The following is a 14,657-nucleotide window of genomic DNA, read 5'->3' as shown; positions in this document are numbered from 1 at the left end:
ATAGAGCCGGTGACGACAACTTCGACGACAACGGACGGCCTCCCGCCGAACACGGGTGAGACGACCGCGCAGGCGGTCGTCGACCTGGGTGCCATTGCGCACAACGTCCAGTTGCTGCGTGAGTACGCCGGCGAGGCCCGGCTCATGGTGGTCGTCAAGGCCGACGGCTACGGGCACGGAGCCTTGCCGGTGGCACGTGCCGCGCTCGCGGCCGGGGCCGACGAACTCGGTGTCGCCACCATCAGTGAGGCGCTGCAGGTCCGCGCGGGTGGGATCGACGCGCCGCTGCTCGCCTGGCTGCATGCCCCGGGCGCCGACTACGCCGCCGCGCTGAAGGCCGATGTCCAGGTCGCGGTGTCTTCGCTCGATCAGCTCAGCGAGTTGCTTGACGCGGCGCAGTCCACCGGGCGTCAGGCGATCACGACCGTCAAGGTGGATACCGGGCTCAATCGCAACGGGGTACCGGCCGAGTACACCCGCGACCTTTTCGAGGCGTTGGCAAAGGCGCAGGCCGAGCAGTCAATTCGGGTGCGCGGCATCATGTCTCATTTCGCGTATGCCGATCAGCTCGGTAATCCCACCATCGACATGCAGAAAGGCCGGTTCGACGAGGCGCTCGAGCTGGCACGTGATCTGGGGCTGCGTTACGAGGTGGCACACCTGTCGAATTCGGCGGCCACGCTGACTCGTCCCGATGTCCGATATGACATGGTGCGCGCGGGTATTGCGCTGTACGGCGTCAACCCGATGCCGGGCGAGATACAGACCGGCCTGATTCCGGCGATGTCGCTCACGTGCGCGGTGTCGTCGGTGAAGCCGGTGCGGGCCGGTGAAGGAGTGTCCTACGGACACGTATGGACTGCTTCGCGCGATACCAACGCGGCCCTCATCGGGATCGGTTACGCCGATGGCGTGGTCCGTGGACTGGGTAACCGCTTCGAGGTGGCCATCGGAGGGCGCCGCTACCCGAACATCGGCCGTGTCTGCATGGACCAGTTCGTGGTTGACGTGGGAGACAACGAGGCCGGGGTGCGGGCCGGCGATGTCGCAACGCTTTTCGGTTCGGGTGCGGCGGGGGAACCCACCGCGCAGGAATGGGCGGAGCTGCTCGACACCATCGCCTACGAGGTGGTGACCTGCCCACGCGGCAGGGTGGTGCGAACGTACCGGGATTCCAGGACCGTTGAGCAGTAAGTCGAACGCCTGGCTGGCCGGCGTGGCGGGGCTCGGTGCGGTGGTGACGGTGGCAGGTGTCGGCACCGCGCGCTCGATCGGTAGACGCAGGTTCGATGATCCCTACCGCGACGAGGATTTCGACCTCTTGGAGACCGATCGCGGCAGCATCGTGATGACCGACGACGGTGTGCCGCTGGCGGTTCGGGAGGTGGGTCCGTCGAACGCGCCGCTGACCGTCGTGTTCGTACATGGCTTCTGTCTGCAGATGGCGTCGTTTCATTTCCAGCGCCGCGAGCTCGCGAGCCGCTGGGGAGACAACGTCCGCATGGTCTTCTATGACCAGCGCGGACACGGGCGCTCGGGCCTGCCGGCTCCCAAGTCGTGCACCATCCGCCAGCTCGGCGACGATCTCGAGTCGGTGCTGAGGGTGTTGGTACCTCGCGGTAATGCTGTCCTGGTGGGGCATTCGATGGGCGGCATGACCATCCTTGCCCACGCCGGACGTCATCCCGAGCAGTACGGCCGCAGGATTGTCGGGGTCGGGTTGATCGCCAGTGCGGCCGAAGGTCTTTCGCATACTGCTATCGGTGAGGGGTTGCGCAATCCGGCGCTGCGGGTGCTGCGCACGGCCGTGCACTACGCGCCGCGGCCCGCCCACCACGGCCGCGGCGCGGTCAAGTCGCTCGTCGGTCCGGTGCTGCAGGCCGCCTCATACGGAGGTCAGCGGGTGAGCCCGACCTTGGTGAGGTTCAGTGAGCGCATGATTCATCAGACACCCGTCACGACCATCGTGGATTTTCTGCGGGCGCTCGAGGAGCACGACGAGACGGCGGCATTGCCGACCATCGCGCCGCTGCCGAGCCTGGTGGTATGCGGTGATACCGACATGCTCACCCCGCTGGTTCAATCGGAGTCCATGGCAGCGCAATTGGGGTCGAGCGGGCACAACGAGTTGATCCTGGTGCGCGAATCGGGGCATCTGGTGCAACTGGAACATCCCGGAATCGTCAACGACGGCATCGATCGTCTTGTCAGGCGCTCGACACCAACACTTTTCGCTGCCATCAAACAGCGTCTGCGTGATCGGACCGGACTGTGATCGATGAGTCGGGACGCATCGCGTTGCCCACACTGCAGGACACACTGGATTTCGGGGCACGGATCGGGCGTGACCTCGCCGCGGGCGACGTCGTCGTGCTCGATGGTGCGCTGGGGGCGGGAAAGACCGCATTGACCAAGGGAATCGCGGTGGGCATGGATGTCGACGGCCCCATCACCTCGCCGTCGTACGTGCTGGCCCGCGTCCACGAGGCGCGGCGCCCGGGTGCACCGGCACTGGTACATGTGGACGTCTATCGGCTGCTGGAACATCACGGGGCCGACCTGCTCGGCGAGCTCGACTCACTGGATCTCGATACCGACCTGGACGATTCGGTGGTCGTCGTGGAGTGGGGCGAGGGGCTGGCAGAACGGTTGTCGGAACACCATCTGGACATCCGGCTGCAACGCGCGCCCGACTCCGATGAACGCACCGCAACCTGGCATTGGAGCCGTAAGCCGTGAGCGTGATACTTGCCCTGGACACCGCCACCCCCGCCATCACAGCGGGGCTTGTGAGACGGGCGCCGGACGGATCGGTGCAGGCCTTGTCCGAACGAATCACCATGGGTGCCAAGGGACATGCTGAGGCGCTTACCCCCAATATCGGGGCGGCGTGTGCCGATGCCGGGGTCGCCGTCGGTGAACTCGACGCGATTGTGGTGGGTTGCGGTCCGGGTCCGTTCACCGGACTGCGCGTCGGGATGGCGACCGCCGCGGCGATGGGCCTGGCGCTGGATATCCCGGTGTACCCGGTGTGCACACTCGACGCGATCGGCCATGACACCACCGGCAGCGTGCTCGTCGTCACCGACGCGCGCCGGCGTGAGGTGTACTGGGCCGGCTACCACGACGGAACACGCATCGGCGGCCCGGCCGTCGACGCGCCCGCGGACGTCTCGGTGCAGGGCTACACCCTGGTGGCTGGATCGCCGCATCACACAGCGCTTTTCGATCTCCCGGTGCTTGACCGTCAGTTCCCGTCTCCGTCGCGGCTGGTACAGGTGGTTGACTGGGGACAGCCTCCGGGTGCACTGACGCCGCTGTATCTGCGTCGCCCCGACGCCAAAGAACCGCGTCGATGACGGTCGAGCTGAAGCCTCTTCGCCGGCGCGACGCCCGTCGGTGCGCCGAACTTGAGGCCATTCTGTTCGCAGGTGATGACCCGTGGCCGGAGTCGGCCTTCCGCGCGGAGCTCGCGTCCGCTCACATCCACTATCTGGCGGCCAGGGACGGGCACACGCTGGTGGGATACGGCGGCATCTCCCGGTTGGGGCATCACGAACCGGAGTACGAGATCCACACCATCGGCGTGGATCCCGCCTACCAGAAACAGGGCATCGGACGGCGTCTGCTGGACGAGCTGCTTGCGCATGCGGATCGGGATCCGGGGCCGGTGTTCCTGGAGGTCCGCACCGACAATGCGGCGGCGATCACGCTCTACCACGGCACCGGATTCGAGACCGTCGGCGTGCGCAAGCGGTACTACCCGGGCAGCGGAGCCGATGCGTTCACCATGAAACGCCCTGCGCAGGGCATCGTGAAATAGGCTGGTGCGGCCATGACAGTCATCCTCGCCATCGAAAGCTCCTGCGACGAAACCGGAGTGGGTATCGCCGAGCTGACCCCCGACGGGTCGGTGGTGCTGTTGGCCGATGAGGTGGCCTCCAGCGTCGACGAGCACGCACGTTTCGGTGGCGTGGTGCCGGAGATCGCGTCCCGCGCGCATCTGGAGGCACTCGGCGTCACCGCGCGGCGCGCGCTAGACATCGCAGGCGTGCAGAAGCCCGACGTGGTCGCCGCGACCATCGGTCCGGGTCTTGCGGGTGCGCTCCTGGTCGGGGTATCGGCCGCCAAGGGGCTGGCATTGGCCTGGGGGGTGCCCTTCTATGGGGTGAACCATCTGGGCGGGCACATTGCCGCCGATGTCTACGAGAACGGGCCGCTGCCCGAATGCGTGGCGCTGCTGGTCTCGGGCGGGCACACCAGCCTGCTGCATGTGCGCTCGCTGGCCGAGCCCATCGAGGAACTCGGTGCCACGGTGGATGATGCCGCCGGTGAGGCCTATGACAAGGTCGCGCGGCTACTCGGCCTGGGGTACCCGGGCGGCAGAGTGCTCGACGAGCTTGCGCAACAAGGGGATTCATCGGCTGTCCCCTTTCCGCGAGGCATGACGGGGCCGCGCGACGACAGACACAGCTTCAGTTTCTCGGGGCTTAAGACGGCCGTTGCCCGCTACATGGAAAAACACCGCGAAGACTCGGATTTCTCTGCCGCCAATGTGGCTGCGGGCTTTCAGGAGGCGGTCGCCGATGTGTTGACCATGAAGGCGGTGCGCGCGGCGGCGGACCTGGGGGTCTCGACGCTGCTGATCGCCGGTGGTGTGGCCGCCAACTCGCGGGTACGCGTACTTGCCGAGCAGCGGTGTGCCGAGGCCGGTCTGACGCTTCGCGTGCCACCGCTGCGGTTGTGCACCGACAACGGCGCCATGATCGCTTCCTTCGCGGCGCATCTGGTGGCTGCGGGCGCCGAGCCCTCCTCGCTGCAGGCCGCGGCAGATCCTGGGCTGCCGGTGGTGAAGGGGCAGGTGCGGTGACGGGCCCCAGCGACAGCGTGGCCGACCGCCTTGCCATCACCGATCTGTTGTATCGATACGCCGAGCTGATGGACGCGGGGGACTTCGACGGAGTCGGGGAGCTCCTCGGCCGCGGCTCCTTCGGCGGCGAGCAGGGCAGTGTGTCCGGCGCCTCGGCCATTACCAAGCTCTTCTTCACCACCACCCGTCGCTACCGCGAGACCGGCGGCACCCCGCGCACCAGGCATCTGGTGCTCAACCCGATCGTCGAGGTCGCGGGCGACCGCACGGCCTCGGCGCGGTCGACGTTTTGCGTGGTGCAGGCCACCGAGCAGCTGCCGCTGCAGCCGATCGTCGTGGGTCGATACCGGGATACGTTCGGCCGTGACGAGCACGGGTGGTACTTCAGCTCGCGCCGGGTGGATGTGGAGATGGTCGGTGATGTGTCGGCCCACCTGCTCATGGATCCCGGGACCCTGAGCGGGTAACGACAACCCAGCCTTGAGCGCTAGCACTCTCATGTATAGAGTGCTAGATGGCGATCGGTTGACGTCGTGTCGGCACCCGCGACGACGGCGCGGCACTCATCCGGCCGCCGAAGCATCTGTTGACAATCCAGGCTCATGGGCATCAGGCCCACCGAGCCACCCTGAGAGGGAAAGGGATCACTGTGGCCGTGAACATCAAGCCACTCGAGGACAAGATCCTCGTACAGGCCAATGAGGCCGAGACCACGACCGCTTCCGGTCTGGTCATCCCGGACACCGCCAAGGAGAAGCCGCAAGAAGGCACCGTCGTCGCAGTTGGCCCCGGCCGCTGGGATGAGGATGGCGAAAAGCGGATCCCCCTGGACGTGTCCGAGGGTGACGTCGTCATCTACAGCAAGTACGGCGGCACCGAGATCAAGTACAACGGCGAGGAGTACTTGATTCTGTCGGCTCGCGACGTGCTGGCTGTCGTTAGCAAGTAACACCGTGTGACCGCCCCGGAAACCACCTGCGTTGCAGGCGTTTTCCGGGGCGGCACGCGTTTTACCCATTCCTGTCGGTGCTGAATCAGCCGAATAGAGAGAACACATGAGCAAGCTGATCGAATTCAACGAGACCGCGCGCCGCGCCCTGGAAGCCGGGGTCAACAAGCTGGCCGACGCGGTCAAGGTCACGCTCGGTCCCCGTGGTCGGCACGTGGTGCTGGCCAAGGCATTCGGCGGTCCCGCCGTGACCAACGACGGCGTCACCATCGCCCGCGACATCGACCTGGAAGACCCCTTCGAAAACCTGGGTGCCCAGCTGGTCAAGTCGGTGGCGACCAAGACCAACGACGTCGCCGGTGACGGCACCACCACCGCCACGGTGCTGGCGCAGGCGCTGGTCAAGGCCGGTCTGCGCAATGTGGCCGCTGGTGCCAACCCGATTGCGCTCGGCGCCGGTATCGCCCGCGCCGCGGACGCGGTGTCCGAGCGTCTGCTGACGGTGGCCGCACCGGTGTCCGGTGAGCACGCCATCGCCCAGGTGGCCACGGTCTCCTCGCGCGATCCGGAGATCGGCGAGCTGGTCGGCGAGGCCATGACCAAGGTTGGCGGCGACGGTGTGGTCAGCGTCGAGGAATCGTCGACCATCAACACCGAGCTGGTCATCACCGACGGTGTGCAGTTCGACAAGGGCTACCTGTCGCAGTACTTCGTGACCGACTTCGATGAGCAGAAGGCGATCCTGGAAGACGCGCTGGTGCTGCTGCATCGCGACAAAATCAGCTCGCTGCCCGATCTGCTGCCGCTGCTGGAGCTGGTGGCCAAGGAGGGTAAGCCGCTGCTAATCGTGGCCGAGGACGTGGAGGGTGAGCCGCTGTCCACTCTGGTCGTCAACGCGATCCGCAAGACCCTCAAGGCCGTCGCGGTGAAGGCGCCGTTCTTCGGCGACCGCCGCAAGGCGTTCCTGGAGGACCTGGCGATCGTCACCAACGCCCAGGTGGTCAACCCCGATGTGGGTCTGTCGCTGCGCGAGGCGGGCATCGAGGTGCTCGGCACCGCACGCCGCATCGTGGTGAGCAAGGACGAGACGGTCATCGTCGAGGGCGGCGGCACCGAGGATGCCATCAAGGCGCGTGTCGCTCAGCTGAAGGCGGAGATCGAGACCACCGACTCTGACTGGGACCGCGAGAAGCTGCAGGAACGCCTGGCCAAGCTGGCCGGCGGTGTCGCGGTGATCAAGGTGGGCGCTGCCACCGACACCGCGCTCAAGGAGCGTAAGCACCGTGTCGAGGACGCCGTCTCGGCGGCCAAGGCCGCTGTGGAGGAGGGCATCGTCGCCGGTGGCGGCAGCGCCCTGGTGCAGGCTCGTTCGGCGCTGGACGGTTTGCGTGTCGAGCTCAAGGGTGACGAGGCCAAGGGTGTCGACGTGTTCGAGTCCGCGTTGTCGGCGCCACTGTTCTGGATCGCCGCCAATGCGGGGCTGGACGGAGCCGTTGTGGTCAGCAAGGTAGCCGAGCTGGACGCGGGGCATGGCTTCAATGCCGCCACGCTCGAGTACGGCGACCTGATCGCCGATGGCGTCATCGATCCGGTGAAGGTGACACGTTCGGCCGTCATCAACGCGGCGTCCGCCGCACGGATGATCCTGACCACCGAGACCAGCATCGTCGATAAGCCGGCCGAGGAAGCAGATCACGGGCATGGCCATCACGGCCACGCTCACTAGGCATACACGCGAAAACACCCCCGGCCCAACAGGACCGGGGGTGTTTTCCTATGCCCGTCGAGGACTGCTACGCGGCGGCCTTGGAAGCCTTCGGTGCCGAACCCGCATGTGAACCAGTCGAGTGCGAGGACGGCCCACCGGCCCCTGCCGTCGACGAGTGATGCTCACTGTCTGGCCCCGACGACGACGGCTGCGCTGAACCGTTGCTCTTATCCGTCACCGGGGAGGCGGATTTGGCCTGTGGGCTGTTGTCCGATGCTGCGGACGCGTGCTCAGGTCGGCCAGAATCAGACGTTGACGTGGCGGCCTCTTTGCGGCCGCTCGTGGTCTCTGCCGTGGCCGCTCCATTTTTCGGAGACGTAAGCGTCGCGCTCTTGGGTGAGGTGGCCGTGACGTCCGGCGCGCTCACCGCCGACGAGGAAACCCCCTCATGGGCAATAGGTTTGGCCGTGCCGTTCTTCGGCGACGTGAGTGTGGTGCTCTTGGGTGAGGTGGCTGTCGCTTCTGGCGAGCTTGTCGGAGGCGTCGCGGCCTTACCGGCAGGCTCCTGGTTCTCTGGCGCGGTAGCGGCGGCGGCCTTGGATTCCTCGGCTTGTGGCGTCTGCGTAGCCACTGTCTCGTACACCTGTGCGCTGGTTCCCGTCGCGGCGGCGGGCGGCGGCGTGTGGGCGGCACTCGAATTCGTCTCCGGCGCAGCAGTTGCACTGTGCGGAGCGGACTTGGCGGTCAGCTGAGCCGGGGTCGCCTTGGCAGAGTCCACTTCCCGGGAAGCGGGTACTGCCGCCACCATGTGCGGGTTCGTATCGGCTGCGGGCTTTTCCGGCGACTGAGCTGTAACGGTGGCCGGTGGAGCATTGTTGGGCGTACCTGCCAGTGCCGTGACGATACGGCCAAGCACGGTGTTGGGGTTACTGGCAATTGTGGCCAGCAGGTTGCCGAGTGCCTTGGGCAGCGTCGCCGTGATGGCTTTGATGATCGGGCCGATCACCGGCACCGACTGCAGGCCGATCAACCCTGTGGGACCGGCCTTGACCGGGGTTGCCAGCCCGGTCACGCCGGTCGGCGAGAGAGCGGTCGTTGTCTCGGCGCCGACTGCTTCGGCCGTTCCCGTTGTGGTGGCGGTCGGATCGACTGCCTGCCCTGGCACGATCGGCGCGGGCACCGTCGGGTTGTAGGGCTTTCCGCCCAGAATCGCCATGCTTTCGGCGATCGCGGCCGGCAGTTGGCCAATGGCTTGCACGATCTTGCTCATCGGTGTGAAGAGGCTGAGCTGTTGTACCTTGCTGGGGTCGGCGGTGCGGTCATACCCGGCTTCCACGAAAACCCGGAGCACGGGGTCGAGGAAGTCCACGAATCGCTGCGCACCGATCGTCGCTGCCGCGACATGGAACGGGTACAGGATGGGTAGCAGCTGGGGGATGGTCACGTACGTCGTGTTCCCCACCGTGGTTGATACCGCATTCGGGTTGTTCGGGTTGTCGAGGGCATATCCGGGAAAGATATGTTCGAAAGCGATTCCGACAAGGGAGTTCGTGATCGCCAGCGGGTTGAAGTAGGCGGGGAAGTCGGCAAAGCCGTCGTACTGATTCTGGTAGTCGACAGTCTTGAATGGGCTGTCGACCGGGCCTGGCCGGCCGAAGGGGAAGAGGTCGTTCAAGACCGGTACCTGGCTGAGGAACCCTAAGCGCGTCAGCATGCCGCCCACCGGGCGCGATGGGTTGCCCAGCAGAGTGAAGTTGTAGTTCTGGGCGTTCGCGACGTAGGCGGGGTCGTTGGCCATGGCGGCTCGCACCACTTCGAGCACCTGCGCCCCCTGCGACAGTCCGGCCAGCGTGACCTTCTCGCCCGCCGGCACTTTTTTCAGGTCGGTGAGCACAAACGACGCGCCCTTGTCGGTGGATTTGGTCATCGACTGCGGCCAGTAGGGGAGATCGGACAGGCCGGGGAGGTCGGACAGGATCGGGTAATTCAGGTTGATACTGCCCGGATAGGGAACCGAGTGGTACGTGTCTCCCTCCGGGACGATCTTGCCGTAGAAGTACGCGGGGATGGTCAACCCGAACCCTTCAAACGAGCCGCCCACGCCAATGGTGGTTCCGGTCAACCGGACTTCGGCCGTATAGGCCGGCCTCAGCGCCGAATGCACCGCGGGCGCTCCGGGAGATGTTCCCGCGAGTATCAGCGCCACGGCAGCACCGCTGGCGCCAATGCTCTGGCTCAGTTTCCTCACGCTCTTTGCGAATGTGACCTCGGAACTCTTGCTCCAATGGTCGCTATAAGTGAATTTTGATTCTCTACATCTGAGAATGTCCATCTATGCCCCGTTCCCGTCGTTGTGCGAGATAAATGACCTAATACATGCGCCGAGATGGCGATGAGTAATGCAGGTCACACCCGGCCCGGCGCCGAAAAGTTAACATTCATTTCGTACTGATGAGTAACTTTTGGAGACCAATAAATAGCGTCCGTGTTTGGGGTCCCACCCCAATCCCTTATGGGGGTGGGACCGGCCGACAGGCGTCGCCTTTGGTGTTCGGAGTTGCCGAGGTTTACTGAACGGATGGCCACTCGGATGTCACGACTGACGGCGCTTGTCCTGGCCGGGCTGTTGCTCTCGGGCTGCGAGGCGAACTTCGGCTTGGGGGCATCGTCACCTGAACTCGCCAAGGCGAAGCTGGAGCAGGGGCTCAAGGACGGAATCCGGGACAAGACCGGGGTCACGCTCACTGGCGCCACGTGTGAGGGACCGTTGAAGGGTGAGAAGGGCGCAACTCAGCGGTGCGCGGTCGTCGATGCGGAGGGAAAGACGATCGATGTCACGGTCATGGCGACCGACGTCCAGGGGTCGCAGATCGCTTTCAACTGGAAGGTCGATGACCGGCCGGCGGGCTCCGCCGCCTAGGTCGCGTCTCCGCAAACGTTAGGCCCCCGCCACCATCTGGTCGCGGGGGCCCAACGCATGCTGTACGTATTACGCGGAGCGACGTATCCCGCGGCGCAGGATCAGTTCGCGCTCGGACTCCGAAAGTCCACCCCAGATTCCGTAGGGCTCGGCAACGGCCAGCGCATGTGCGCGGCACTGCACCAGCACCGGGCACGCCCGGCACATCTCTTTGGCCTTCATCTCGCGTTGAGCGCGGGCACGGCCGCGTTCACCGTCGGGATGGAAGAACACTGACGAATCGACCCCTCGGCAAAGGCCCTTCATCTGCCAATCCCAAATATCTGCGTTGGGCCCAGGCAATTGCTGTGGCTGCGGCATGTGGTTAACCCTCTCGCTGCGCGCGCAGTCGACCTGCGCGTGAGTGAAGTAGCACCAGACGTGTCGCCGATGACAAGCGGTGTACACAAAGTAGGTGCGCGGTCGAAATCCAGTCAATAGGCGATGATCATGGCAACATCACGCCATTAGGTCCAGAATTAACATCACGTTCATCGTCTTTGCTCTTCGTTGGTACGTAACGCTCGCTCACCTGCGTGGTCAGCCCGTTTTGGCCGTGGGTTTTCCGTTTCCTTAATGCGGCGTTCGGCAACTGTTTACGCCGTCCGTTGACGTGGATTTAACATCCGCTGCATCAACTGTTAACTCCATTTCTTGGGGAATTGGTACCGTGACCGCGCCCATGGTGACTTTCCGATCGTCCGCAGCAGCGGTGCTTACCGACGCCGCCTTCGGGCCGCTCCCAGCAATCTGGCCGCTTCCCGTCGCCGTCACGCCCGAGGATGTCTGGCTGCGTGCCGTGGCTCTGGGGGGATCCGGACGCTATGCCGCCGCGCATGCAGAGCTGGATGCCATCGCGGTGTCGCGGCCCGGCGCGTTGGCCTCGCGGGCGCTGAGCACACGCGCATCCCTGGTGCGTCAGCTTGGCTGGCATGCACAGGCGCGCGGGTTGGACGGCCGCGCGTTGGCACTGGCCGATGGCGATGCCGAGGCTCGGTCCGATGCGTTTGTCGGGCTGGCGGCAGATGCGCTGGGACTGGCGCGGTTCCCACTTGCTCACGCTTTACTGGATCAGGCCGAGTCGTTGTCTGCGCACGGTGATGTTCGTTGGCCGTGGCGCCTGCCTTTGCGGCTGGCCTGGGTGCGCGCCGAGCTGGCGATGGTGTCCGGAGACGGTGCGCGGTCGCTGCGGTACGCCTGCACCGCCGAACGTCTCGCGCGTGACGTGCCTTCGGTAAGACACCAGGTCAAGACAGCGATGGTACTCGCGGCGGCGCTCAGCAGCGCCGGTGATTTCGATGAGTCCGCGGTCGTCGCCGCCCGCGGATTGCAGGCTGCGACGGTGAACGCACTGGTGCCGCTGCGCTGGGCGCTGGCGGCGATGTTGGCGAGTCTGCCGGCCTCCGGAGAGGTGGGGCAGGGCCGCGAAGACCTTGTTGCTGTTCGCCGCGACTGTGCCGCCTGGATAGCCCATGCGGGCGGCCGCTGGCGTCTTGAGGCGGTGGACTAAATGCGTTCCCCGTCTGCAGCCAACGCTATTGTCCTAGGTAACAGCACCACCACGGTGCATCACACGTAACGCTGGGGAATGCGCAGTCGATGACAAGTACGGAGAGCGGGCTCGACGACGTCGTTGCTGCTGCCGTCAAAGGCGATCGCGACGCGCTCTCCGAGGTACTTAGTGCCATCCGGCCCGTCGTGGTGCGATATTGCCGCGCGCGGGTCGGCACGGCGGAAAGAAGTGGTCTCTCCGCAGACGATGTTGCGCAGGAGGTGTGTCTCGCGGTGATCGCAGCGCTGCCTCGCTATCAGGATCAGGGACGCCCGTTCCTGGCGTTTGTGTACGGCATCGCCGCGCACAAGGTGGCCGATGCGCATCGTGCGATGGCTCGAGACAAGTCCGATCCGGCTGAGAGCCTTCCGGAGCAGTTCGACCGCCATGCGGGACCCGAGCAGGAGGCGCTGAACTCCGAGTCGGCGCGGCGGATGCAGGCACTGCTGGAGGTGCTGCCCGAGAAGCAGCGCGAGATCCTGATCCTTCGGGTCGTCGTGGGCCTGTCGGCGGAAGAGACCGCCGATGCGGTGGGTAGTAGTGCGGGCGCGGTGCGGGTGGCGCAGCACCGGGCACTGCAGAGACTGAAGGCAGAGATGACGCGGGCGGGCGGTGATCACCGTGGCTGATGGACGCGGATGGTTCCCCGGCGGCCAGGGCGGGCAGGAGAACGAGGGTCCCGAGGACCTGGCGGCATTGCGGCGCACCAATCGGATGATCGATGCCATCGCGGCGGATCTGCCAGTGGCGACTTCCGATTCCGACGAGTACGCCGTGGCGATGATGCTGGCGGCGTGGCGCGAGGATGTTGGACGCGAACCGATGCCGGCCAAACCCACTCTCGGGCAGGCGCGTAACGCGCTGCGTGAGCGCGGTGGCCGTTCCCGGCTGCTGGCCACGACGGTGGGTTCGGCCGCTGCTGTCACTTTGCTCTTCGGCGGATTCGGCGCGGCGGTGTACCAATCGCACCCCGGTGACGCGTTGTATGGGCTGCGTACCTCGTTGTTCGGCGCGGGCCCGGCGGTGCGCACCGACCCCGTGGTGCTCTCGGCGCAGACCGAACTCGCCCAGGTGGAAAAGCTTATTTCCCAAGGTGATTGGGAAGGGGCGCAGCAGCAGCTTGGGGTTGCCGCCGCGCGCGTGAATGAGGTCGGCGACGCCCAGCAGAAGGCCGAACTGGCCAGCCGGGTGCAGCAGGCGGAGGTCAGGATCGATGCCAAGGACCCCGTGGCGACCGTGCCGCCGGAGATGGCGACCGCGACGCCGCGAATCATGTTGTCGCCTCCGGTGATTGCGGCCACCACGACCTCGACGACTTCCACGACGTCGATATCAACCTCGGCGTCGGATACGACCTCCACGACGCCGTCCATATCCACGTCGGAGACGACCGCCACCACCTCGGCGCCGACGGAGACCCCCAGTTCGTCCGGTTCGACATCGACGAGCACTTCCGGCTCAGCCGGCTCCACGTCGCCGTCGACCACGGTGCCGGCGACCTCGACACCGTCCATATCGACGTCAACGGCTACGTCGACCCCGTCCATCGTGACGGAGACGACGACGGCACCCTCGGCGCCCGTGACATCCACGTCCGTCCCGGGGGTGACGACGTCGGTGCCGAGCGTGACGGTCAGCACCGTGGTGCCGTCTACGGCATCGATCGTGACCGCCCCGACGACTCCCGCCGGAGTGACCATCGTCACCACCCCGCACGGAGCTGCTGACGCTCCGGTGATCACCGCGCCGACGACGATTCAGGCGCCGTCACCGATCACTCGGACCCCCGACAACCCGGTACCGATCTTCCAGGCACCCGTGAACAACCCCGGTTCCATCAACAGCCCCGGCTCGATCAACAGCCCTGGTTCCGTGAACAACCCGGGCTCGGGGAGCATCAACGGATTCCCCGGCGGTGGCGGAAGCGCGGGTTCGGGGATAGACGGTCCGTCGCGGCACGCCCCGCCAATGACTTCGGTGCCGGTGGCGCCGGCCAATCCCGGGGGTGGGTCGTCCAGCCACGGCAGCGGCTCGGGCGCGAGCGCCGGCGAGTAAGCCGAAAGCGGCTAAATCAGCGGAATCCGTCGCGGTCGGTCGCTGCCTCGTTGAGTGAGGCATCCGCGTATCCGCGGCAGTAATCCCAGGTCACATAGGCTTCAGGCTCGGGATCGAAGGCCGGTTCGTGCGGACGGACGGTTCCGTCAACGAGCAGCTGCAGCAGGTTCGCGCGGAGCATGTCCCAGTCGTGATAGTGGTCCTGCTGGCATTCGTCACAGCAAACGACCAGCCCGCGAATCCCCTTGTGGGCGAGTAGCGCCTCGTAGACCGCGAGATCCGCGAGATCTTCCTCGACCGCGATCCGCTCCTGCGGGTCGAGCGGCTGGCCCGGCTCGATCGCATCGAGCGCGGCCGACGGATCATGGGGATCGTCGGCGAAGGGGTCAGGTGGCAATCCCGGCGGAAAGTGGTCGCGCACACTCTTAGAGTACGCAATTCGCGGGTTCGCGCGCCAGCTCACCTGGGGCATGTCCGGGGATATCGAGAACGAGGCGAGCCGATAGGATGGACATAATCCGCTCTATTGCGCATCCATAGCGCACTGGGGATGTATACGACGGC

General features: G+C 65.8%; 16 protein-coding genes. 13 read left to right on the top strand and 3 right to left on the bottom strand.

Annotation, left to right across the window (positions count from 1 at the left end):
- From alr to groL, 9 genes are all read left to right on the top strand, one after another.
- A complete protein-coding gene (gene alr / locus RHO23_RS15200) occupies window positions 1-1,194 on the top strand; it encodes an alanine racemase (protein WP_418039863.1) in 1,194 nt (397 codons plus the stop codon).
- Window positions 1,184-2,275, top strand: coding sequence for an alpha/beta fold hydrolase (locus RHO23_RS15195; RefSeq protein WP_046254613.1), 1,092 nt, complete (start codon window positions 1,184-1,186; stop codon window positions 2,273-2,275). Before alr ends, RHO23_RS15195 begins: the two co-directional genes overlap by 11 nt.
- Window positions 2,272-2,739: a tRNA (adenosine(37)-N6)-threonylcarbamoyltransferase complex ATPase subunit type 1 TsaE gene (gene tsaE, locus RHO23_RS15190; protein WP_070915315.1), complete on the top strand. Its 468-nt coding sequence runs from the start codon at window positions 2,272-2,274 to the stop codon at window positions 2,737-2,739. The genes RHO23_RS15195 and tsaE overlap by 4 nt, the downstream gene beginning before the upstream one ends.
- Complete coding sequence (tsaB, locus tag RHO23_RS15185) at window positions 2,736-3,359, top strand: tRNA (adenosine(37)-N6)-threonylcarbamoyltransferase complex dimerization subunit type 1 TsaB (RefSeq protein ID WP_423488032.1); 624 nt, start codon at window positions 2,736-2,738, stop codon at window positions 3,357-3,359. Before tsaE ends, tsaB begins: the two co-directional genes overlap by 4 nt.
- Window positions 3,356-3,823: a ribosomal protein S18-alanine N-acetyltransferase gene (gene rimI, locus RHO23_RS15180; protein ID WP_057967502.1), complete on the top strand. Its 468-nt coding sequence runs from the start codon at window positions 3,356-3,358 to the stop codon at window positions 3,821-3,823. Before tsaB ends, rimI begins: the two co-directional genes overlap by 4 nt.
- A 12-nt stretch (window positions 3,824-3,835) precedes the next feature.
- Window positions 3,836-4,870: a tRNA (adenosine(37)-N6)-threonylcarbamoyltransferase complex transferase subunit TsaD gene (gene tsaD / locus RHO23_RS15175; protein WP_057967503.1), complete on the top strand. Its 1,035-nt coding sequence runs from the start codon at window positions 3,836-3,838 to the stop codon at window positions 4,868-4,870.
- Between the two features lie 68 nt (window positions 4,871-4,938).
- Window positions 4,939-5,337 carry a nuclear transport factor 2 family protein gene (locus RHO23_RS15170; protein ID WP_070915812.1) on the top strand — a complete coding sequence of 133 codons (399 nt, stop codon included), beginning with the start codon at window positions 4,939-4,941 and terminating at the stop codon, window positions 5,335-5,337.
- Between the two features lie 182 nt (window positions 5,338-5,519).
- Window positions 5,520-5,819: a co-chaperone GroES gene (groES, locus tag RHO23_RS15165; protein ID WP_005056050.1), complete on the top strand. Its 300-nt coding sequence runs from the start codon at window positions 5,520-5,522 to the stop codon at window positions 5,817-5,819.
- Window positions 5,820-5,925: 106 nt separating this feature from the next.
- Entirely contained in the window at window positions 5,926-7,545 is a 1,620-nt protein-coding gene (gene groL / locus RHO23_RS15160; protein WP_057967504.1) for a chaperonin GroEL, read from the top strand.
- Between the two features lie 67 nt (window positions 7,546-7,612).
- Here groL and RHO23_RS15155 read toward each other — a convergent pair whose 3' ends face one another.
- Window positions 7,613-9,775 carry a PE-PPE domain-containing protein gene (locus RHO23_RS15155; protein WP_227465432.1) on the bottom strand — a complete coding sequence of 721 codons (2,163 nt, stop codon included), beginning with the start codon at window positions 9,773-9,775 and terminating at the stop codon, window positions 7,613-7,615.
- Between the two features lie 342 nt (window positions 9,776-10,117).
- Between RHO23_RS15155 and RHO23_RS15150 the strand changes: the two genes are divergently transcribed.
- A complete protein-coding gene (locus tag RHO23_RS15150; RefSeq protein WP_057968008.1) occupies window positions 10,118-10,447 on the top strand; it encodes a DUF4333 domain-containing protein in 330 nt (109 codons plus the stop codon).
- A gap of 69 nt (window positions 10,448-10,516) precedes the next feature.
- Here RHO23_RS15150 and RHO23_RS15145 read toward each other — a convergent pair whose 3' ends face one another.
- Window positions 10,517-10,807 carry a WhiB family transcriptional regulator gene (locus tag RHO23_RS15145; protein WP_030096777.1) on the bottom strand — a complete coding sequence of 97 codons (291 nt, stop codon included), beginning with the start codon at window positions 10,805-10,807 and terminating at the stop codon, window positions 10,517-10,519.
- Window positions 10,808-11,168: 361 nt separating this feature from the next.
- Here RHO23_RS15145 and RHO23_RS15140 point away from each other — a divergent pair, with 361 nt between their 5' ends.
- From RHO23_RS15140 to RHO23_RS15130, 3 genes are all read left to right on the top strand, one after another.
- On the top strand, window positions 11,169-11,996 hold the full coding sequence (locus RHO23_RS15140; RefSeq protein WP_057968012.1) for a hypothetical protein: 828 nt from the start codon (window positions 11,169-11,171) through the stop codon (window positions 11,994-11,996).
- An 89-nt stretch (window positions 11,997-12,085) separates the two neighbouring features.
- Complete coding sequence (locus tag RHO23_RS15135) at window positions 12,086-12,667, top strand: sigma-70 family RNA polymerase sigma factor (protein WP_046254595.1); 582 nt, start codon at window positions 12,086-12,088, stop codon at window positions 12,665-12,667.
- Window positions 12,660-14,093 carry an anti-sigma-D factor RsdA gene (locus RHO23_RS15130; RefSeq protein ID WP_064410412.1) on the top strand — a complete coding sequence of 478 codons (1,434 nt, stop codon included), beginning with the start codon at window positions 12,660-12,662 and terminating at the stop codon, window positions 14,091-14,093. The genes RHO23_RS15135 and RHO23_RS15130 overlap by 8 nt, the downstream gene beginning before the upstream one ends.
- A gap of 16 nt (window positions 14,094-14,109) precedes the next feature.
- Here RHO23_RS15130 and RHO23_RS15125 read toward each other — a convergent pair whose 3' ends face one another.
- Window positions 14,110-14,514 (bottom strand): DUF5319 domain-containing protein, encoded by a 405-nt coding sequence (locus tag RHO23_RS15125; protein ID WP_005056069.1) that lies wholly within the window; start codon window positions 14,512-14,514, stop codon window positions 14,110-14,112.
- Window positions 14,515-14,657: the final 143 nt, after the last annotated feature.

The organism is Mycobacteroides sp. PCS013 (assembly GCF_049532645.1).
Lineage (GTDB): Bacteria > Actinomycetota > Actinomycetes > Mycobacteriales > Mycobacteriaceae > Mycobacterium > Mycobacterium gwanakae.
The sequence above is the reverse complement of the archived record's forward strand: the minus strand, read 5'-3'. Positions and strand labels throughout refer to the sequence as shown.